17 protein-coding genes are annotated in these 22887 nt (G+C 39.6%); 11 read left to right on the plus strand and 6 right to left on the minus strand.

The genetic code is table 11. The annotated features are described in order from the left end of the window. Positions 1-47 precede the first annotated feature (47 nt). Entirely contained in the window at positions 48-737 is a 690-nt protein-coding gene (gene rsuA / locus FPK91_RS09300; RefSeq protein WP_144210735.1) for a 16S rRNA pseudouridine(516) synthase RsuA, read from the minus strand. Positions 738-1033: 296 nt separating this feature from the next. On the opposite strand from rsuA, the gene FPK91_RS09305 reads away from it, so the two are divergent. From FPK91_RS09305 to FPK91_RS09320, 4 genes are all read left to right on the plus strand, one after another. Continuing rightward, the gene (locus FPK91_RS09305; RefSeq protein ID WP_144210737.1) at positions 1034-3103 is read left to right on the plus strand and encodes a M13 family metallopeptidase; all 2070 of its coding nucleotides are present in this window, start codon (positions 1034-1036) and stop codon (positions 3101-3103) included. 276 nt (positions 3104-3379) lie between these two features. Next, positions 3380-4147 (plus strand): nucleotidyltransferase family protein, encoded by a 768-nt coding sequence (locus FPK91_RS09310; RefSeq protein ID WP_144210739.1) that lies wholly within the window; start codon positions 3380-3382, stop codon positions 4145-4147. Between the two features lie 187 nt (positions 4148-4334). Continuing rightward, entirely contained in the window at positions 4335-4739 is a 405-nt protein-coding gene (locus FPK91_RS09315) for an SMI1/KNR4 family protein (RefSeq protein ID WP_144210741.1), read from the plus strand. 76 nt (positions 4740-4815) lie between these two features. Beyond that, on the plus strand, positions 4816-5316 hold the full coding sequence (locus tag FPK91_RS09320; protein ID WP_144210743.1) for a DUF4447 family protein: 501 nt from the start codon (positions 4816-4818) through the stop codon (positions 5314-5316). Between the two features lie 171 nt (positions 5317-5487). Here the strand turns inward: FPK91_RS09320 and FPK91_RS09325 are convergent, their stop codons facing one another. Continuing rightward, entirely contained in the window at positions 5488-6126 is a 639-nt protein-coding gene (locus tag FPK91_RS09325; RefSeq protein ID WP_144210745.1) for a glutathione S-transferase family protein, read from the minus strand. A 193-nt stretch (positions 6127-6319) separates the two neighbouring features. After that, positions 6320-8911 (minus strand): TonB-dependent receptor plug domain-containing protein, encoded by a 2592-nt coding sequence (locus tag FPK91_RS09330; protein ID WP_144210747.1) that lies wholly within the window; start codon positions 8909-8911, stop codon positions 6320-6322. Between the two features lie 328 nt (positions 8912-9239). On the opposite strand from FPK91_RS09330, the gene FPK91_RS09335 reads away from it, so the two are divergent. From FPK91_RS09335 to FPK91_RS09345, 3 genes are all read left to right on the plus strand, one after another. After that, the gene (locus FPK91_RS09335; protein WP_144210749.1) at positions 9240-10499 is read left to right on the plus strand and encodes an NRAMP family divalent metal transporter; all 1260 of its coding nucleotides are present in this window, start codon (positions 9240-9242) and stop codon (positions 10497-10499) included. A 258-nt stretch (positions 10500-10757) separates the two neighbouring features. Further along, complete coding sequence (locus FPK91_RS09340; RefSeq protein WP_144210751.1) at positions 10758-11222, plus strand: YehS family protein; 465 nt, start codon at positions 10758-10760, stop codon at positions 11220-11222. Positions 11223-11524: 302 nt separating this feature from the next. Further along, entirely contained in the window at positions 11525-13213 is a 1689-nt protein-coding gene (locus FPK91_RS09345; RefSeq protein WP_144210753.1) for an NAD-dependent malic enzyme, read from the plus strand. A 110-nt stretch (positions 13214-13323) separates the two neighbouring features. Here the strand turns inward: FPK91_RS09345 and FPK91_RS09350 are convergent, their stop codons facing one another. Both FPK91_RS09350 and FPK91_RS09355 read right to left on the minus strand, forming a co-directional pair. Continuing rightward, complete coding sequence (locus tag FPK91_RS09350) at positions 13324-14007, minus strand: Crp/Fnr family transcriptional regulator (protein ID WP_144210756.1); 684 nt, start codon at positions 14005-14007, stop codon at positions 13324-13326. A 30-nt stretch (positions 14008-14037) separates the two neighbouring features. Beyond that, positions 14038-14472, minus strand: coding sequence for a DUF3069 domain-containing protein (locus tag FPK91_RS09355; protein ID WP_144210758.1), 435 nt, complete (start codon positions 14470-14472; stop codon positions 14038-14040). Between the two features lie 573 nt (positions 14473-15045). Here FPK91_RS09355 and FPK91_RS09360 point away from each other — a divergent pair. The 4 genes from FPK91_RS09360 to queG all read left to right on the plus strand — a co-directional run bounded on the left by FPK91_RS09360 (position 15046) and on the right by queG (position 22167). Then, entirely contained in the window at positions 15046-16929 is a 1884-nt protein-coding gene (locus tag FPK91_RS09360) for a tetratricopeptide repeat-containing diguanylate cyclase (protein WP_144210760.1), read from the plus strand. After that, positions 16877-18877 (plus strand): tetratricopeptide repeat-containing diguanylate cyclase, encoded by a 2001-nt coding sequence (locus FPK91_RS09365; RefSeq protein WP_144210762.1) that lies wholly within the window; start codon positions 16877-16879, stop codon positions 18875-18877. The genes FPK91_RS09360 and FPK91_RS09365 overlap by 53 nt, the downstream gene beginning before the upstream one ends. Before the next feature lie 86 nt (positions 18878-18963). Next, the gene (locus FPK91_RS09370) at positions 18964-20790 is read left to right on the plus strand and encodes a tetratricopeptide repeat-containing diguanylate cyclase (RefSeq protein ID WP_158638076.1); all 1827 of its coding nucleotides are present in this window, start codon (positions 18964-18966) and stop codon (positions 20788-20790) included. 141 nt (positions 20791-20931) lie between these two features. After that, positions 20932-22167: a tRNA epoxyqueuosine(34) reductase QueG gene (gene queG / locus FPK91_RS09375; RefSeq protein ID WP_144214288.1), complete on the plus strand. Its 1236-nt coding sequence runs from the start codon at positions 20932-20934 to the stop codon at positions 22165-22167. A 62-nt stretch (positions 22168-22229) separates the two neighbouring features. Here the strand turns inward: queG and FPK91_RS09380 are convergent, their stop codons facing one another. Then, complete coding sequence (locus FPK91_RS09380) at positions 22230-22439, minus strand: dodecin (protein WP_144210766.1); 210 nt, start codon at positions 22437-22439, stop codon at positions 22230-22232. Between the last annotated feature and the right edge of the window lie 448 nt (positions 22440-22887).

Here is a 22887-nt window from a genome sequence, read left to right on the forward strand (position 1 = left end):
TTTGAACGCTTCTAAAAAGAAAGTTCACTAAAATGAAGCTTTAAAAACTAGATAGTAGCCACTTCTTCAGCAGTTAAGAAACGCCATTCACCTTCTTCTAAATCAGCATCAAGTTCAATTTCACCGACGGCCTCACGATGTAAGTTCACTACGCGGTTACCCACAGCAGCAAACATGCGCTTCACTTGATGATATTTGCCTTCACTGATTGTCAGTCGAGCATGGTTTTCATCAATGATTTCTAACAATGCAGGCTTAGTTAAGCCATCTTCACTTTTTAATTGAATCCCTTCGGCAAAGGTTGCTACAAGAGATGGGTCAAGTGATGCAGCTAACTCAACTAAGTAACGCTTACCGCAATCTTTCTTAGGCGAAGTCACTCGATGAGACCATTGACCATCGCTGGTAATCAGCACGAGTCCTGTTGTGTCAACATCTAGGCGCCCAGCAATGTGCAAGGTATCTACTTTTTCAATGTCCATTAATTCTAATACCGACTGATATTCTTCATCGATAGTTGAGCAAATAGTATCAACGGGTTTGTGCATCATGATATAGCGATCGCCAACGATCTTGATTTGGCTGCCATCAATACAGACGACGGTATCGTCTTGCACTTTATAGCTTGCGTCTTTAACGACGTCACCATTACAAGTCAATTTACCTGACTTAATCACTCTTTTTGCCAATGAACGAGTCAGCTCAGTACTCTCGCAGATAAATTTGTCTAAACGCATATATAAAACCAAAATGAAAAACGAATTGGTCGCTATTATGAGCGTTTGACATTGAAATAGAAATCGATAAATCAATGTTGAAACAACTTGGTAATTTTTAGTTACATAACACCGTCAATATTTGTCATATTTATCACTAAAAGCCGCACTGTAGCTCTTGTTAACCGCCCCCTTTAAGACTTAACATGTTTATCACATAAAAATCTGTCTTCAGGCAGTGAAAAATAATAGCTCGATAAATAGCTCGATAAAAAAGCCCAGTGAAGGGCTTAACTATTCAATGCAAAGGAAACAACATGAACAAGTTCGTTATTGGAGGTCTTTGTGCCTCTCTTATTGCCGGCCTTAGTGCTTGCAGTAATGAAGTTCAAAACACCACTAAAACAGCCACAGCTGCAGCAGTTCAGACTGCGCTCACATCTGGTATCGATTTTCAAAACATTGATAAGTCAGTTCGCCCACAAGATGATTTTTACGAATACGTCAATGGCGCATGGTTAAAGACAGCGGTCATTCCTGGCGACCGTACTAATATTGGCGCATTTTATGACTTACGTGAAAATGCCCGTGATGATGTAAAAGCGATTATCGAAGAAGTGGCGGCAATGCCAACCCTAAAACCGGGTACTGACGAGCAAAAAGTTGCTGATCTTTATCGTGCATTTATGGATGTTGAAACACTCAATAAATTAGGTGTAACGCCAATCCAAGGTGAATTTGCCAACATTGCAGCATTATCTTCAAAAGCTGATTTAACTAATTACTTTGCTCAAAGCCAAGTAAATGGTTACGGCACGCCACTGGCTTTTTACATCAATGTTGATGCTAAAGACTCTACCCGTTATGCCACACACATTTGGCAATATGGTTTAAGCCTGCCAGAAAAAGATTATTACTTTAACGAAGGCGAACGCTTCGTTAATATCCGTAAAGCCTACGTTGAACATATCGAGAAAATGTTTACCTTAGCGGGTCTGCCAAACGGAAAAGCCTCTGCTGAATCAATTTTAGCCCTTGAAACAGCCATTGCAGAGAAGCATTGGGATGTGGTTGAAACCCGTGATAGCACCAAAACTTATAATAAGTTTATGGTAAAAGATTTAGCTGAACTTGCACCGAACATCGACTGGACTCAGTACCTTGCTACTTTAGGTGTTGCTGCCCAACAAGATATCATCATTAACCAACCTAGCTTTGTTAGTGGCTTAAGTGATGTTATTGGTGCAAATGACTTAGATACTTGGAAAGCCTACATGACTTGGCAAGTGCTCACCGGTGCAGCAAGTAACCTTTCTGAAGAACTTGATTTAGAAAACTTTGCCTTTTTCTCTAAAACCTTAAATGGCCAAGAAGAACAAGAGCCTCGCTGGAAACGTGGTGTCAATACTGTCAGCGGCACACTCGGTGAAGTTGTTGGTAAAGTTTACGTTAAACGTCACTTCACTTCGGCAGCAAAAGATCGCATGAGCGGTTTAGTTGAAAATCTACGTGGCGCATACGGTATCAGTATTGATTCATTAGATTGGATGAGTGCAGATACTAAAGTTGCAGCAAAAGACAAATTAGCTAAGTTCAATCCAAAAATCGGTTACCCTGATAAATGGAAAGATTACAGCAAACTAACTATTAAAGGTGATGATTTAGTGGGCAATGCTCAACGTGCAAGCGTTGAAAGCCACAATAAAGATGTTGCTAAGTTAGGTAGTGCTATCGATAAAGGTGAGTGGCACATGACGCCACAAACAGTTAATGCTTATTACAACCCAACCATGAATGAAATCGTGTTCCCTGCAGCAATTTTGCAACCACCATTTTTCAACATGGCTGCTGACGACGCGGTAAACTACGGCGGTATTGGTGCAGTTATTGGGCATGAAATGGGCCATGGTTTTGATGACCAAGGTGCTAAGTTTGATGGCGAAGGTAACATGCGTGACTGGTGGACTGAAGCTGATTTAAAAGCATTTACCAAAAAAGGTAATGCACTGATTACTCAGTATGATGGTTATCAGGTATATGATGACTTAAACGTCAATGGTGAACTGACTCTAGGCGAAAACATCGGTGATTTATCAGGTGTGACTATCGCTTATAAAGCTTACAAAATGTCACTTAACGGTGAAGAAGCTCCGGTCATTGATGGCTTAACAGGTGATGAACGCTTCTTTATGGGCTTCACTCAAATCTGGCGCGTGAAAATGAAAGAAGAAGCAATGCGTAACCGCGTAGCAACTGATCCACATTCACCAGGCCACTTCCGAGCATTAGGCGCACTGTCAAACATGCCTGAGTTTTACAGCACTTATGACGTTAAAGAGGGTGACAAAATGTACATCGCACCTGAAAAACGCGTAAAAATCTGGTAGTCACTCTTTTGTTTGATTCTTTAGTGAATCAATAAAAATGTAACTTGAAGGGCATCGTTAGATGCCCTTTTTATTTGCCACAATATTGCTCATTTTAGTCATGAAAATAGTCATATCCACAATCACAATCATAACCTCAGCACACATTTAATTTTTTGCTTAAAAACCCTCACAAACAAACTAAAAACACGATCTATATTCAGGATTGATTCAGCTAACATACGTTAATCTAGATGCATAAAATAAACACAGATATTGAGTAAAGGTGCCTTCTGGATGAGTAGAATTTTTAAAACCTTTTTTATCTTTTTAATAATGCTGACAACACGCAATGCCATTGCCGTTGAAGTCGACACTAAGCCTGTTAAACCCGTCTACGACTTTAGACAAGTCGTCAGTAATGATCTCGAAAGCCTATTGGCTTTACAGGAATCCCACGGTGGCGCTCCTCAGCAATTCACTCATGAGTTAGATACTTTATTTGAACGCGCACCTTACGCTCAATCTGAGTTAACAGATTTAGTCACTTATATTAGCGAGCAAAACCATGCTTTCACGATTATCCCAGAAATCAAAAGCTACCAAAGAGCACAACAGAAGGTAGCGATGAAATTTGACGGTGATGCAAGTTACTTAACCGATATAGCAAGAGCGACCATTGTAGCTGATGATGTTGGCAGCTTGATGAATGCTTATAAAGCCATTGTGGCACAAGCTGAAGTCGTACAAATCAAAAACCGATTCGCTAACCCTAAAGCGTCAGGATATCGCGATTTAAACCTACTTGTTAAGCTACCTCAAAGCCAAATGGTTGCTGAAGTTCAATTACACCTTAACAAAATTGCAGAGATTAAAAGTGGTCCAGAACATCATGTATACGAGCAAATTCAACAAATTGAATTACAAGCTCAATTACAACACCGATCCGTAAGTGAACTTGAACTCATGCAAATCGTTAAGCTACGTCAAGCATCACACAAGATGTATCACAAAGCTTGGCTAACCTATAAACGTCAAAGTTTAGCCGAGTTACAAGCGGCATAAGCTTTTAAAATGACTAGTAAATAGCGCTAACAATTTTAATGTTCGCCCCTGTAAACCCTTATTTTACATCTTCCCCTTTGCACCTTTATTAAAGGTGCTTTTTTTTACCTTAAATAAAATCTGAATTGGTTAAAACGGCCATTCAGGCTATACTCCCGCCATTATTGCCCGATGACTGGATACACTGATGAATGACATCATTGAAATGCTACAAGACTTGAGTGAAACAGTACCAGTACCACTCGAATTGCCGACATTCGAGCAACTGGTAGAAGTTGAAGAACAGATTTTAATTTCGCTGCCGAATGATTTAAAAGAATACTTATTGTTTGGTAGTGATGTCATTTACGGCTCTATCGAAATGGTCACAGCATCTGATCCGTATTCACACACATTTCTACCTGAAGTGACCAGCTATGCTTGGTCTATCGGCATGCCAAGAGAATATATTGCTATCTGCCAGCAAGGCGATAACTTTTATTGTATCGACCAAGAAGGCAATGTTCGTCACTTCTATAAAGGCCGCATGGTCGACATTATGTGGGAATCATTGTGGGACTGGATTCAAGATATTTGGCTAAAACGAAAGTAGTCAAACTTGAATAGCTTAGATTATAAACCCATACAGCAAACGCATATCGTTACAGTATTAGAACATAGGAAAGATCATGGCTAAATCAAACAACTTAAACGCAATCGAAATGCAGTGTTTACGTTTATCTTTAGGGTTAACTGTTGAGCAAATTGCTGAGTTAACCAAAAGCACGCCTGAAGCGGTAATCGCATGGGAAGCTGGCGAAACTGAAGCGCCAGCTGTTGCACAAAAGAAATTATTAGAAATCGAAGATACCATTGAAATGCAGGTGCTAAACACCACGGATGGTATTGAAGAACTCTTTAAAAAAGAACCTAAACGTAGACTGGCTTTTGTTGTCTACCCAACTCAAGCGTTATATACCCAATATAACCCTGAGTTCTTAAGTTCTCTGCCTTTCACTGAACTTTATAATACTGCGGCATGGCGTATCAAAAAAGAATGCCAAATCGTACTTGAAGTTGAAGTGAGTTTAGTAGGTTTAGAAGTAGAGAGTTACAAATCATTCCGCGCTGATAATGGTATGAGTGAAAGCCGCGAAAGCCGCGCTAAATGGGCTGCTGCTCAGCTGTAATACCTTGACGGTTTAAACTCAACGCACTAAAAAGGGAAGCTACAGCTTCCCTTTTTAATATTTCAAGTTTAAACGCAAGCTTGTAATTCTTGATTCAAACCTTAGTCAAACCTTAGTCAAACCTTAGTCAAACCTTAGTCAAACCTTAGTCAAACTTGAACAAATCACATATTATTCACTTTCAGCAGCAGCTTTAGCCGCTTCTGACTTTTTCAGTGCAGCTGACAGCGTTGGTGTCTGTTGTAATCGGTCACGATAAGCGGCTAATTTAGGCGGAATCGTTTGCTCAAACATGGTGGCCCACATGAGGGTTTGTGCTAGCAAAATATCAGCTATGGTCAGTTCATTACCGCACACATAACCTGACTCAGGTACCCATAACTCAGCAATTGTTGCCGCTCTATCAAACTCAAATTTTGCTACCGGTAACATCGCAGCTAGACGCTGCTCTTCAGGCAAAGCAAAACGATGTTTACCCATAGTCCACAATGGCTGTTCTAACTCGCACATAATGAAGCTGACCCATTGATGGTGGTGAGCAGACTCAGCAGTTCCTGGGGTAGGTAAAAAACGTCCATTACCGTACTTTTCTGCCAGATATATTAAAATGGCCGCTGACTCAGTTAACACCAGCTCGCCATCTGTTATTACAGGCATTTTTCCACTAGGATTTAATGCCAAGTAAGCTTCTGTGCGGTTATCCCCTTTTGAAAAATCCAAAAATGAAAACTGCCATTCAATACCTAACTCTTCTAACAACCATGAAACCCGAAGCGCTCTGCTTTTTGGTGTGCCATACAAAGTAATCATATTATTCCCTGTCTCATAAACGTAAACCATTTACATAAATAATAAACGTCAGTAATTAACCGAATTTTGCTTTATTTTAGCTTAGTCGTGCTTATTTGTTATTTAGTTCTAGCTGAGTTCTAGTTGAATGAAACCGATAAAAAAGCGGCTTACGCCGCTTGCTTTTTATACTGTAAACATTAGCGCAGTTTTATTAAAACTGATAGCTAACTTTACCGTACCATAATGCGCCAATAGCTGAATGAGTAGCTTGATCGTAACCCATAAAGTCTGCAGCACTGAATGGAGGTTCTTCATTCAGCACGTTATTACCACCCAAAGTCAGTGACCAATGATCAAAACCAATATAAGTAACATTGAGATCAACTGTCATCATGGCATCAATGGTACCAGTGGCTCCAGCATCAATATTATCGGCATATTCACCAATATAATTTAAGCGAGCACTGGTTTGCCAATTGGTGTATCCCCAATCCATCGCACCTGTCCAACGGTACTCTGGGTGTTGATATTCACCCGCTAGCTCACGGGTCGAACCATCTTCACGAACTTGATCAAAGGTATTTACCCATGTCAGATTATAACTAAAGCCAAAATCACCCGCAGTTTCAGTCGTAAAGGCATATTTAGCATCAAAATCGACACCATCAGTTGCCTGACTACCTAGGTTACCGAACTGGTCATAAATTTCGATGATACGGCCAGGCACATTAGTTGATGAAGGCTCACGCTTTACCACGCTAGGATCTGCACCTTGGGTATCAACTAAGTATTGGGTATCAGAAGTAATCAAACCATCTTGATCGTAATTCCAATAATCAACACCCACGCTTAAGCCGTCAGTGATTTCCCAAACACCACCCACGTTATATGAAGTTGATTCTTCAGGTTGTAAATTGGGGTTACCTGAAAAGATCACCGTACGCTCTTGAGCAGTACAATCTTCTTCTAATCCTGTTAACGGGCAACGAGTTGAATCAACTAAACCTGGAGATTCCTGTGATGGACCTAAACCCAATTGTACCAGTGAAGGCGCTCTAAATGCTTCGCCCCAACTCGCACGAAGCGTGAGGTTATCAAGCGGGGTATAACGTAAGGCTATTTTAGGATTAGTGGTGTTACCAAAATCACTATAATCTTCATAACGTAGCGCTAACTGTGCTTCTAACTTTTCAAATAACGGTACTGCAAACTCAACAAACAATGACGTTTGATCGCGCTCACCAAAGGCCTCTGTTGCTTCTGTACCAAAGATTTCACCGCGCTTAAATAATTCATCAGGGTTATCTGATAATTCTTCTTCGCGGTATTCAAAACCCACAGCCATTGCCACTGTACCTGCTGGCATATCAAATAAATCACCGCTAATTTTACCGTCAAACGCATTCGTTGTAGATTTACCATTACGGGTGGTATTAACGCTAATATCGTCAATGACAGTGCCTTGCTGAGTTGTTGCTAACGGATTAAACGCGCCAGAGTTAATCGACTCTTGCAAACGCGGCGTCCACACAAAGCCTTGCTCACCAAACTCTAAATTACGGTTATAAGAATAGGTATAAGCCAGCTCCCACTCCCAATCAGACAGCATGCCGTTCAAACCTAATACCACTCGGGCACTATCTGACTCTGATGACTTTTGTCGAGGCCCCGTCTCTGTTAAACGGCGGCGCATGGTTAAGTCTTCACCTGGAAATGGATTAGTTGCCGCACCGCTGGTAAATAGCGGATTATCCTTTAGCATATAAAACTCACCAAAGGATGGGCTTGCAGCGCCTTTGACGACACTTTCATTATGCTGATACATCAATTCAGCAAACATACTTAAATCATCATTAAACTCATAATTTTGGAACACTGATAGTCCGACGCGAGTAGACTCAGGTACTGATGTCATTGCTGGCGCATAGTCATAACGGCAATAACTGCCTTTCACACTACCAGCAGGGCAATTCACATCTGGCGTCCAACTGAATAAATCTGACTTTGGCGTTATAGAACCATCCATGCCTATCGTTGCTGGGATGTACGACCCTGGATTACCTGCTGACGACCTAAAGTCACTACCGCCGTTGGGCGTTTGATCTGCAGAGCTTGAATAATCACGATCGGCAAACAAGGTTTCACGTTCTTTGAAGTAATCTAAAATCACCGTAGTGTGCGATTTACCGTTAGCTGCTTCTGTTCCCCATAAAATAGAACCCGCTTGCTGGCCGCCGCCATCTTCAACGGTTTCAGCGATCTTAGCGTTAACTTCAAACCCTTCGAAATCTTTCTTCATGATGATGTTAATTACACCAGCAATGGCATCGGAGCCATAAGTAGCAGAAGCGCCATCTTTAACAATATCGATGCGTTTAACGGCCGAAATAGGTATTGAGTTAATATCCACAAACGCAGTATCAATTGATTTAGCAAACGAAGACACCGCAATACGGCGACCGTTTAATAATACCAATGTGGCATCGGCGCCAAGACCACGCAGTGACACCGCGGCGCCACCGTTTGCAGTATCATCAGAGTTATTACCTTGGGTAGAGAAAGTACCACTGCCCGATACCGGTAACTTGCTCAGTAGTTGTGAAATATCTTGAGCGCCAGAACGGGCAATATCTTCAGCGCTTAACACCGTCATTGGTGAAGCCCCTTCGAGATCGGTTCGTTTGATATGGGTGCCTGTGACTTCGATGCGTTCAACTTCGGGTTCAGCAGCAAAGGCAGTAGGCGATAAGATAAGAGATACAGCAGCAGCGCAAGCACTCTGCCAGAATTGAGGTCGTTTCATAATTGTCCCTAATTAGAATTATTTTTATGAAGACTTAACATCATGTTAAGTCTCGAAAATGAGCCCTCTATAGAGCGGACTTCATCAACTACAATCGCACTACATTAGTGCATCATGTTTTTCTAAACTAAATAATTCTCACTAGAAGTCAATGGCTAGTTTTTAAGCAATTGTAACAATTTTCATTCACCTGTATGAAATTGGCATTTCAAACGTCCGCGGTTATGTGACATAGTTATTCTCAAATTTAAACAACAAGATAGTTTGCTAACGTTCACCACGAGTAAGCAAAACATCAAAAGAAATTAATAGAAAATAATAGAAAATAATGACACTGACTCAAAAAACAACCAGTAAACGCCAACAACTTTCCTTGTTACTTTCAAGTATTGGTCCAGGCCTATTAATGGCTGCGGCGGCGATAGGCGCATCTCATTTAGTCTCTTCTACTCGCGCTGGTGCAGAGTTTGGCTGGCAATTAGCTTGGGTTGTTTTAGCTGTCAACTTCCTTAAATACCCCTTTTTTGCTGCCGGTGCTCGTTATACTGCAGCCACCAACGAAAGCTTACTCCATGGCTATTTGAAACAAGGTCGTGGATATTTGATCATGTTCACCAGCTTGAACACTATTGCAGCCATTGCCAGTACTGCTGGTGTATGCATGTTAACCGCAGCAATGCTAACTCAATTCGTTCCCTTACCCATTGATGTATTGGCTTTTCTGGTTTTAATCAGCTCACTGGCTTTACTCATCTTAGGGCATTACCAATTATTAGATAAGCTAACAAAAGTCATTATGTTAGCTCTCACATTAACGACCTTAATTGCCGTTACCTTAGCCTTTAAACACTCCCCAGAATCCGTATCGACAGTCCAAAGTGAATCACCTTGGCAATGGGCTTATGTGGGTTTCTTAGTGGCGATGATGGGCTGGATGCCGGCCCCAATTGAAGTCAGTGCATGGAATTCATTATGGTTAATCGAAAAGAAAAAAACGCAAACTGTCACCAGTAAACAAGCCATTTTTGACTTTAACTTGGGCTTTATTGTCACCGCTATTTTAGCGATAGTGTTTCTCGCATTGGGCGCATTAGTGATGCATGGTAGTGGTGAGCAATTTGCTAGTTCAGGCGCTAAATTCGCTAGCCAATTAATCGATTTATACAGTGACGTAATGGGTGAAGAAAGCCGCTACTTAATTGCCGCGGTGGCGTTTTTATGTATTTTTAGTACCACTGTAACCGTCATTGATGGCTATAGCCGCACCTTAGATATGGGTTGGCAGTTATTAACCAACAAGCAAGATTGCTCAAAACGCTTAACCAAAGTGATGTTAGTGGTTTCAGCCTTAGGAATGGCATTAATATGGTTCTTTAAAGGCGCGTTATTACCTTTGCTTGAGTTTGTCATGACCTTAGCATTTTTAACCACGGTGATTTTTGCGTGGCTAAACTATCGCTTGATGACCTGTGATGCATTGCCTGAAGAACATCGCTACGGTGTCAAAATGAAACTGTTATCTTGGCTTGGTCTTGCTTATTTAATTGGCTTTTCTGGGGTATTTATTTACTGGAAGCTCGCAATGTAACGCTAACTTTTATTTTCAATTTAACCACTTATCATTGTAATAGTTCATATCAGAAACCGTAGATTATACTCACACATCATTATCTCAACATTGAGCATACTGATATGTGAATAGATAATCTGACCTAATAGCCACAACTCAGGTATAATCACTGTCCAAATGTGTTTTAAGTGGTTACGGGTGGTTTAATTCACGCCTCAAACGAGACTTTCAACATAAGCACTTACTTTACCAGCGCAGCCGCGCCCAGAGAACTTTATGATTAACAATGACATCCTTCGCCGCCTTCGTTTTGTATTTGATTACTCAAATGCCAAAATGACTAAAATCTTCGCTCAAGCAAATGTTGAAGTCAGTAATGACGAAATGATTAGCTTATTAAAGAAAGAAGAGGAAGAAGGTTATAAAGCATGTAATGACAAACTAATGTGTCAGTTTTTAGATGGCTTTATCATCGAAAAACGTGGTTTACGTGAAGGTAGTGAAGTACCTGCACCACTTAAAGATATGACCAATAACCTTATTTTTAAGAAATTACGTATCGCATTAGAACTTCGCGAAGATGACATTATTGAACTAATCGGTTCTGCTGATTTTGCTATTGGCAAATCAGAGTTAGGTGCGTTATTCCGTAATCCTAGCCATAAAAACTACAAAACTTGTGGTGATCAGATTTTACGTAACTTCCTAAAAGGTTTATCACTTAAACATCGCGGAATGTAATTCCGCCTTAACTGTTTGATGGTTACCTTATGAATGCACAGCTCAGGCTGTGCATTTTTGTATCTACTGTTTTAATTCAAACACCCGCTAAAGATTGCACTTCAAAAATTATCCTTGCTCTGACAAACAAAAAAACTGTGAAATAGCTCACTTAACAGACCACAAAAAAACCAAGATGTGATAATCTTCATCGATAACAAGATACGTCTACTTTTTTATAAAAATAAATATCTACCGTTAGGTAGAAATGACTGAATGTAGATAAAAATAACAGTATTACGCCACAGATAATAAGGTTTCCAATGGACGAGAATAAACGCCCTCTCTATCTTCCTTTCGCAGGTCCAGCCATTCTTGAATCTCCACTGCTTAATAAAGGCACCGCCTTTAGTGAAGAAGAACGCATTTACTTTAACCTTGAAGGGCTTATCCCTTGGGTAGTTGAAACGATCGATGAACAAGCTTCAAGAGCTTACGATCAATATAAGAATTTTAGTAATGACCTAGATAAGCATATCTATCTACGAAATATTCAAGATACCAACGAAACGCTTTTCTATCGTTTAGTGCGTAATCACATCAGCGAAATGATGCCGATTATCTACACCCCTACCGTAGGTTTAGCTTGTGAACGTTTTTCTAAAAACTACCGTCGTAACCGTGGTTTATTCATTTCTTACTCTAATAAAGACCGCATTGATGACATCTTAAATAACTCTACTCGTCATAAAGTAAAAGTGATTGTTGTCACTGATGGTGAACGTATCTTAGGTCTGGGTGATCAAGGTATTGGTGGTATGGGCATCCCTATTGGTAAATTATCGCTATACACCAGTTGTGGCGGGATAAGCCCCGCATATTGCTTAGCAATTACCTTAGATGTGGGTACAGATAACCCACATTTGCTTGAAGACCCAATGTATATGGGTTGGCGCCATCAACGTATTGGCGGTGAAGAATATGCTGAATTTGTTGAAGAGTTCATGCAAGCCGTAAGTCGCCGCTGGCCTGAGGCATTGATCCAGTTTGAAGATTTTGCTCAGAAAAATGCCATGCCATTGCTTGAGCGTTATAAAGACAGATTTTGTACTTTTAATGATGATATTCAAGGCACTGCAGCTGTTACTGTGGGCTCACTACTTGCAGCCTGTAAAGCGGCAGAAACGCAACTTTGCAAGCAACGCGTCGCCTTTTTAGGTGCGGGGAGCGCGGGTTGCGGTATCGCTGAAGCGATTGTGGCACAAATGGTTGCCGAAGGAATTAGCGACGAGCAAGCACGATCGCAAGTATTTATGGTTGATCGTTGGGGCTTGTTATTAGATAACATGCCTAATTTACTCGACTTCCAGCATAAGCTATCTCAAAAAACCGTTAACGTTGAAAAATGGGATGGTGTGAGCGATCATATTTCATTATTGAATGTGGTTAACAATGCTAAGCCTACAGTCCTTATTGGCGTATCTGGTGCACCCGGCTTGTTCACAGAAGAAATCATCAGAGCAATGCATAGCCATTGTGAACGCCCGATTGTCTTCCCACTATCAAATCCAACAAGTCGTGTGGAAGCAACACCAAAAGATGTACTACATTGGACCAATGGCCAAGCCCTTGTTGCGACGGGTAGCCCTTTTGAGCCTGTGGTTATCGACGGTGAAACATTTGAAATCGCCCAATGTAATAACAGCTTTATTTTCCCAGGTATTGGTTTAGGCATATTAGCCGGCGGGGCAACTCGTGTATCTGATGGTATGTTAATGGCTTCAAGCCGTGCCCTTGCCGAATGTTCACCACTAGGGCAAAACGGTACAGGCTCATTACTGCCTAAACTAGAAGACATTCAACAGGTCAGTAAATACATTGCTTTTGCTGTCGCAAAACAAGCAATTAAAGAAGACCTAGCATTGCCTTGTACTGATGAGTTACTTAAACAACAAATTGAAAGTAACTTCTGGGAACCTGAATACCGTCGTTATAAACGCACAGCGTTCTAAAATAGTACCCATAGCGTGTCGATGTCATGCAGGCATAGTGTTGATACAGCTCTAAAGTACACCGACAAAAAAGCCTAGCATTGCTAGGCTTTTTTATAAAAATTAAAAAATCACATTACAACTTTATCAACTAAAGACTTGGTTAGCCCTTCATAATTGAGGATTATCATTTTCCCTCTAACCAGAGAAATATAACCTAAGCCAGCAAGTTTATTGAGGATTTCATTTACCCTCGGGCGACTCACATTGGCTATTTCGCTCAGTTGTTGTTGCGTAATTTTGAGCTCTATCACTGATGTATCTACAATACCTTTGCTTCTGGCTAACTCTAATAGGAAGTACATAATTCGTTCTTCAATACCATAAAAAGACAAATGCATCCCCTGTACTAACTTGGGAGTATTATTACGCATAATGCTATAAAGTAATTTATAAATTTCACCGTTACTTTTAGCCAGTTCATTCAATTCTTTTTTGGAGAAAAAGTAGCTAGTAAGCGGTTCAAGCTCACAGGTATAAAGATTAATTTTAGGAAAAATCTCAATCGCGACTGCGCCGACCCACATACCTTTACCAAAAATAAAACTCGCTAAAGGACGGTTATCTAAACTCGTTGTTGCAAATGTTCCAAGTCCATGAACACAATAAAATAAGCCACGTTTATAATCATCATCAAGTAAAGTTTTATATTTATCAACACCGTCAACTTTAACAGCGATATCCATAATATCGGCTTTACTGGCTTCGCTTAAATCACAAGGCCAAATGATTTGGTTACTTAGTGCTAGTGTCATTTACTCTCCAAACATTTATAACGTTATATATTAAACTGACATGACCTGTTTAAAGCTATTCAGCAGTGAACGATCAGTACGTGATTTCTTAAGCTTACGAATACTTTCTTTCAAAGACTGCTCAGCTAAACGGCCAAATACACCGTCGTACTCTTTTTCATCAATCTCTTTTTCTGACTCAGCTTCATCAGCGATTTCTTGTGCGACACGGCTTAGCTGCATCCACGCATTGGCAATATAAAAGCCATGGAACTCAGCTTGTGGCATTTGTTTTTGCGCACTTGCTGGCAGTGCTTGCCAACTTTTTTCAAACAACTCAGCTTTATCTTCTATTAACTCATTAAATAAGCCTTCATAGGCTTCAAGTAATGTCTCTGGCAACTTAGCCATTGGTAGGACTTTATTCGCTACGTTAAAAGAAATTTGCTTTGCTGTTGCTTTGTATTCTTCAGTCACATTACTCATTACGCTATTCTCTATTTTAAGTATTAAAAATATCACTTATATCATTATTATTGTTACCATCTAGCGCCACCAAATATTAATTATATTGATAATGGCATTCATTAAATAATGAAGTGGTAAAACATAGTTATCGATAACAATTAAGTTTGTAGTTGATATGTATCAATTAATACTAGTATAAGCGATCTATGTCTTCGGCCCGCATATTGAATTGTGACTTATTACATAGAAGACCAAGAACAATCAAAATGGTGAAAACCGACGAAACAAAAATATTGATAATGTAAAATTTGTCATCATATTGAGAATTCGATTTTCAATATTGATTATTTAAACTTAAAGACGATAAATAGAATACTATCTGAGTGATACGAGTGTATAGGAGATACAGCCAATTTAACCTCCTCGCAACTTAAGTGGTAAAAACGAGCATTTCAACCTTAACAAAAAGGGCTTATTTAATATTAAGTAAAAACAATACAACCCACATAAAATTAACTTTAACTTGAATAATTGAACAAACGAGATTATATGTCATAATATTATTAAGCTCACAAAAAACATGAGAAAGAATTGATTAAAACCTTGCTTAAATGCACTTTGGCTCTTGGTATTTTCACTGCCATTCTTATTAATACCACCAAAGCTGATGTGTTGACTAATCAACAGCGAATTGATCAATTATTTGAGATATTCAATCTTGGTGAAGAAGGCGATCTTGAAAAGCTCAATAAGTACCTAACAGAATTAGATAGCCTCATTGTTGAAACAGACACAGCCCAGCAAGAAAAACTCATCCCATTAAAATGTTGGTATCACCCTTCAGATACCACTGAAGAGTTTAAACAAGCCATAACAAACGCAGAAGAATTGATGCAGCAGCATCAAAAGAGCTATCCATCACAGCTGCATGCCGATCTCTTATTGTGTAGAGCATCCCACTACCAATATTCAGGTAAACCTAAGCAGGCAAAACTTGATTATGACGCCGCGATAAAGGAAGCCTATCAAATAGAAAATATTCGCTTAATCGCTGACGGAAGAAGTATGCGTGGAGCAATGCTATCTTATGAGGGTGATTACACTGCCGCATTGGAAGATCTTATCCCTGCTCAGTCCATGTATGAGCAACTTAATTTAGACTATTGGGCTAGAGTGAATCTAAGTGAAATAGCCAATAGTTACCGCCGCTTTGGTGATCCACAAATGGCGCTGTCATATCAACAAAAACTTGAAAAAGCCTATCTAGATAATGATCAAAAATTTGAAGCAATAGAGATGAATAGCCAAATAGCCTATTCCTATGAAGAACTAGGTAAAAATCAGCAATCACTTGCCCGCTTTCAAAAAAGTTATCAGTTTTGGTTAGATGAAAACGACCCAATATCAACAGCGGGTGCCGCCGTTGATATTGCAGGAGTGCTACTCAAACTGGGTGAAATAGATGAAGCAATCCAAACCTTAGATGAAGCCGAAAAAATCATTACCATTGAATTTGATGGTTTATTCAGTTTTATGAAGCTGTTTAGAGCTCAGGCAGCGCTAATTAAGGAACAACCAGAAAAAGCACTACGCTACAGCCAAGAAGCTGAACAAGGCTTTTTAGTCAGTCATAATGAACGAGGTCTCACTCAGGTTCTCACCTTAAGAAATGAAATATATTTATTTTTAGAAGACTTTAAATCAGCCCATCAAGCGCTTACTGATTATCTAAAAATGCATCATCAACTGGATCAAAAAAGCTTGAGCAACCGCAACAGCGAAATGCGCGCCCGATTCAATACCGATGAAATTGAATCAGAGAATAAAACCTTGCAAGAAATACAACGAATTAAAGAGTTAGAGCTACAAGTACTCGAGAAAAATAAAGAGCTGCAACAAGTGATAATCATACTGGTTGCGATCATATTATTCATTGTGACCATATTTGCTTTTAAGCAGCTCAAACGCAAACAAATCTTTAAATTGCTCGCGCTAACAGATGAATTAACCCAGTTAGCAAATCGACGTCATACTTATAATTTAGCCAAGAGTTATATTAAACAAGCTAACAATGACAAATCGGCGTTTTCTTTAATTTCTTTTGATGCAGATCATTTCAAAAAAGTTAATGATACCTTAGGTCATGATATTGGCGATAAGGTACTGGTAAAGTTGAGTAAAGTTGCGTCAGACTTGATGCGAAAATCCGATACGGTAGGTAGAGTAGGCGGTGAAGAATTTTTGGTATTATTACCAGGCGCTAACGAACAACAAGCAGAAGAAATAGCCACTCGACTGGTCAATAAAATTGCTGATGCAAACTGGGAGAGTATTTCCTCAGGCTTAAAACAAACTGTCAGTGCAGGCGTCAGCACCTTAAAAGATGACAAAGATCTAGAAGCATTATTGTTAAGAGTTGATAATGCCCTTTACCAAGCAAAATCAGCGGGAAGGAACTGCGTTAAAACAGTATGAAAAATTGCAAAAGAATAATAAAATAATAAGCTTTTTATACGATTTACTAAGCTCAAATAAAAGTCAGTTGTGGTTATTGATAGTTGTTGCAGGGTTACTGAATATTACTTCGGTAGCGGCTTTTACTACTGATAACAAAGCCGCTGATGAGCTGCTATACCAATTCAAAAGTGAGCAATTTACGAATCCACTTATTGCACAAGAAAAACTGTTAGAGCTTGAAACGATTATTAAAGATAACGATTCAGAGCGTCAAAGTGTGCTTAAAACCTACCAATGCAGAGCAATCCGTTCTTTCGAAACAGAAAAGCTTCAAGCATTTATTGACTCCACAAGTGATATTAACCAGCAACAGTTTTATAGTCTTAACATCCCTGTATTGCTCAACCTATGTCGCTCAAAAGCATTTCGTTATCTTGGTCAACAATCGCAAGCAATAGAAATCAATCAAGCCGCATTAGACCAAGCCATCATTATTGACGATAAAGATTTACTGGCCAGTGTTTATAATAATATTGGCCAACAAGCACTCTATCAAGGCTTGTTTCTTCAAGCAGTAGACAGTATTAGTCAATCATTTGAATTACATCAAGAGCTCGATTTACGCTACTCAGCCAGCCTTAACTTATTGGATTTGGCATCAGCGTACAGGCGCTTGGGTGATAATGATAAAGCCATGTATTACTTCAATATTATTGAGAAATATTTCAGTGAAACAAACAATCTAACGCTATTAGCAAACGTTGAGCATTCACTTGCCTATATCAAGTTAGATAGTGGCGAATATCTGCAATCAATAGAATACTTTAAAAAAGTATACGAACTAACCGCTAATCTTGAAAACCCACTTTTCACCGCAAAAATCGCTGTCGATATATCTGCTCCTTTAATTAAGCTTGGACAACTAGAAGAAGCAGAACAATGGCTTATACAAGCTAAACCTCAAATCACCCCTGAGGTGTACTCTCATTATGCTTACATGCAAGCTTACTTATTGGAGTTAACGTTAATACAGGGAAAATATGAAGAAGCCTTGATTCATTTTCAAGAGGCTAAAAACAACTTTACTAAAAACAATAATAAAAAAGGCTTAGCAATCACTTACCAACTTGCTAGCCAATTATTTGCTGCACAAAAAGACTATCAAGCCGCTAACAGTTGGCACCATCAATTCCTTACAATTCATGAAGAATTAGATCAAGCCAGATTAGCCACTTATAACTCTGAAATGAGACTACGTTTTGACTCAAAAACATTGGAAGACAAACAAACTAAACTAATTGAATTCAAAGCGCTAAAAGATAGCCAACTCGCAGCTCTTAACACTAAGCAATACCTACAATACATCGCGCTTTCAATGACTTTTACCTTTGCGATAATTTTGCTTTTGTCGATGGTAAAGTTAATGAAAAAGTCCCAACAATACCGTCAAATGGCATTAACGGACCCGTTGACCCAAATTCCTAATCGGCTATACGCTTATAACGTAATGCATAAACTGTTAAAGCAGAAAAATCACTTCTCTGTATTGCTGTTTGATGTAGATCATTTCAAAAATGTAAATGACACCTATGGCCATGATGTTGGCGATCAAATATTGCAGCTTATCGCTGTAACTGGTCAGCAACTGTGCCGCCAGCAAGATACTATTGCGCGAATTGGTGGAGAAGAGTTTCTCATTATTCTGCCAAATAGTAATGCCGAACAAGCCATGACATTGGCAAAGAGTATTAACGTTAGCATTAACTTGATTGATTGCCCTCAAGTCAGCGAGGATTTAACATTCAGCGCCAGCATAGGTATCGCAACAGTCAGTGAAGAAACCATCATTTCTGCCATTTTAAAAAAGGCGGATATTGCTTTATACAGTGCAAAAAATAGTGGCCGTAATTGCTTTAAACATTACCGAGATGTCGTTAGCTCATCAAACGGGGAACACGTATCATGAATTTGTTCCTAAATATGTTAACGAAGCCGCGACCTATAGCCTCACTCTTCTTTTGTATATGTTCGTTATTAATAAGCCCAACATCTTTGGCAAACGAGAATAATAAAGAATTTGATCGGCTATTTGCCATTGTCGATCAAGGCGATATCAATGATGCGACTTATCCAGACATTATTAAACAACTAGAAGAGTTAATTGCTGCTGGCGATGTTACACGCACACTTCTATTACTCCCCAAACAATGCCTAGCCTATAACTTCTTTGATGAAACTCAAAATGCAGTCGCAAACCAATTTATAATCGATGCACTGAAGCTGTATCCGTCAATGCCGGAAAAAATTCGAATTGAACTTAAATTGTGTGAATCCACGTTAATTCGTTATCGAGGTGATATTGAAGCTGCAAATAAGCTTATTCAACAAAACTTAACCGATGCCAGGACCATAAGTGATAAACGATTAATGGCTGATGCTCACTCTCAGTTAGGCCAGATAGCGTCCTACACTGGCGACTTTGCCATTGCTTTAACCCATTTACTCAAGTCTTATGAGCTGTACCAAGAGTTTGATTTACCCACATTACAAAATTTAAGTTTGTTAGATTTAGCCATTACTTATCGACGTCTAGGCGAAACTGACACCGCACTAAAATACTATACCGAGCTCGAAGCTAAATTTACCCAACGTGGCCAAACGGCATTGGCAATGCTAGTTAAAAATGACATGGCCTATGCCTATGAAGATATTGAACAGTATCAAAAAGCAGCTGATAATTACTTATCAATATATAACTACTACCTACAAGTCCACACCGATCCTACATTCACTGCTCGGGTCGCGGTAGATATGTCCTCAGCATTGATTGAACTAGAGCAGTATCAACTCGCCCTTGATTACTTGAATAAACACGAAAGCGTTATTAGCCCCAATGTCGATACACATTACAGTTTTTTACAACTGTCATTCGCCCGAGCTAAACACGGGTTAGGCTTAACCGAGCAATCTTTACCACATTTAGAAAAAGCCACTGCAGGTTTTGAAAAGAATCAAAATAAACGCGGCAAAGAAATGTTATTACATTTAAAGGTCGCCATTTTTGAGTCTTTACAGGATTGGCAGTTAGCTTATGAAGCCCAATTAGCCTTATATGAAATTCACCTATTACTAGATAAAGCAATGGATAATCAAGCTAGCACTGAAATGCGGGTGAAGTTTGATAGTGAAAAGATTGAAGCTGAAAATGCCAAGCTCATTGCATATCAACTGCTTAAAGAGCAACAACTGCAAATAAAGGAAGATAATAAAAAACTACAGATGATAGCCCTTTGTTTGGGGCTAGCGTCAATACTACTATTGACGCTATTCAGCATTCGCTTTAACAGAAAATCAGCCCAATTAAAGCAATTAGCGTTAACCGATTTACTCACTCAATTACCTAATCGGCTTCACTTTTATCAACAAGCAAACCGATTATTTGCAAAAGCACTGAAGAAACAAGAATCTCTTACTGTTGTCTCTTTTGATATTGATAATTTTAAACAAGTTAATGATAACTATGGTCATGATGCTGGGGACAAAGTGCTTAGGGCTGTGGCGAATATATGTCAGAACAACACCAGAATGACTGATGTCATTGGCCGTGTTGGTGGAGAGGAATTTTTATTGTTACTGCCTCAAACCCGCTCTAAGGCTGCAATATCTGTGACTCAGTATATTATCGAACAAGTATCTCAATATGACTTCTCAGATATTAATGACAAATTAGTAGTGACCATTAGTGCTGGGGTCTGTACTTTAAAAGATGAGAGCACATTACCAGAACTAATTAAAAAAGCGGATACAGCACTGTATCAAGCTAAGAACCAAGGTAGAAATCAGCTCTGTTATTACCATCAAGCGCCACAAGAGTTATAATGACCAAGTGAACCACTAACTTTGCGAATATAACTAACCATCATGCCTGATCCAAACCTAGCGCCAACATCAAATAATACTTTACCTGCAGAGCCTTTAAGTGATGGGTCGACGTTAACGCATCAACGGCAAAAAGTAGAAATGACAAGTCTAGCAATGGCTGAATTGGCACGTTTGATAAAGCAATGGGCAATAGAGTTAGGGTTTTCACAACTCGGAATTACCGATACCGATCTGAAAAGCGAAGAAGCCAAGTTACAACAATGGCTTGATAATGGTTACCACGGTGAAATGGCTTATATGGCTAATCACGGCATGATGCGTGCTCGCCCCCATGAACTTCACCCTGGAACAATTAGAGTACTCAGCGCTCGAATGGACTATCTCCCCCCACAGGCAGGGTTTGCCACTAATTTAGCTGATCCAAACTTAGGTTATATTTCACGATATGCTGGCGGCAGAGATTACCATAAACTGATTCGAAAACAGTTGAAAAAACTCGGTGATAAAATCGTGTCACACTGCCATGAGTTAGGTGTTGATGGTGTTGATTTCAGGCCCTTTGTTGATTCAGCCCCAATACTTGAGCGACCACTAGCAGAGAAAGCAGGCTTAGGTTGGACAGGTAAACATTCTTTATTACTAAACCCTGATGCAGGCAGTTGGTTTTTTTTAGGTGAAGTGTTGATTAACTTACCTTTGCCGATGGATATTCCTATCGAGCAAAGCTGTAATACTTGCGTTGCCTGTATCAAATCATGCCCCACCAATGCCATTTTAGACAATAATATTGTCGATGGACGCCGCTGTATTTCTTACCTCACCATTGAGCTGCAAGGCGCAATACCTGAAGAGTTTCGCCAAGCTATAGGCAATCGAATTTATGGCTGTGACGATTGCCAGTTAGTGTGTCCAATAAACAGTAAAGCGCCACTCACTCAACAGACTGACTTTCATATCCGCAGCCAGCTTATTCAACCTGATTTACTGACGCTATTTTCTTGGACTGAAAAGCAGTTTTTATCATTAACTGAAGGTAGCCCAATTCGACGTATTGGTCATAAAAGTTGGTTAAGAAATATTGCAGTTGCATTGGGTAACGCGCCATTCAATCAACAAGTCATAGATGTGCTAAATGCTCGTAAAGCTAGCGATGAAGTCGATGAGATGGTGATTGAACATATCGACTGGGCTCTGTTACAACAGTCTGCGCGACAATATGAGCATCAGTCAGAGCAACTGTCATCCAAAGAAATGTCTCAAACTGCTGGCAGCAATGTAAAAGTGAAAGCTGAAAGTGCGCCTAAAGGTAACGTAAGCCGGAAAACTCAGCGCGTCATTCGCGCTATTGAAAAAGGCTTACCTAGAGACGCCTAATGCTGATAAAAATCAAAGTTAATGCGAACAAAAAGTTGATGCTAACAAAAGCGTCAACTAGATTAATCATGGTCTAAGGTAAATCCGACCTTTATGGTAACTTGCCAGTGAGCAATTAAGCCTTCTTCCAAATGCCCTCTTGTCTCAACAACCTGGAACCAACGTAAATGCTTTAATGACTCATTTGCTGCTGCGATAGCACTTTTTATCGCATCATCAGAGCTAATTGGAGAGGATCCGGTTAACTCAATAATCTTATAAGTATGGCTCATTTTTTACTCCTGCTATTTGACATAAAATCGGTCAATAAATCGATGAACGCTCAATTGATACCGTCAATAAAACCAGTAAGCGCCCTCGATAAATATCTGCTTAGCTGAGTATAGGTAACCGTTTAAAAACTGCGTAATTGAACACAAGAAAACCTGACAGCATTAATGTTGTCTGCTAACAGCTAAAATCAGCGGTCTAAAAAACTTAACGCAAGAATATCCTTACAGCTCATGCGAATACGAACGCCAAGGTGCACTGTTAGCTAAAAACCCTACTCTAGTAGCAATGATTGGCTCACTTCACCACGGCAATATTTATCAAATCCATATTTTAACCACACTGTTAAGCTATTATTGCGAAACATAAACTGTAATTTTCACATCAAAAACATCAAAAAATTAACATCAATCACACATTCTCGTAAATTAATTACATAGGCGTCTGGAC

Origin of the sequence: Shewanella donghaensis (assembly GCF_007567505.1) — a bacterium.
In the GTDB taxonomy this organism is placed as follows: Bacteria; Pseudomonadota; Gammaproteobacteria; order Enterobacterales; family Shewanellaceae; genus Shewanella; species Shewanella donghaensis.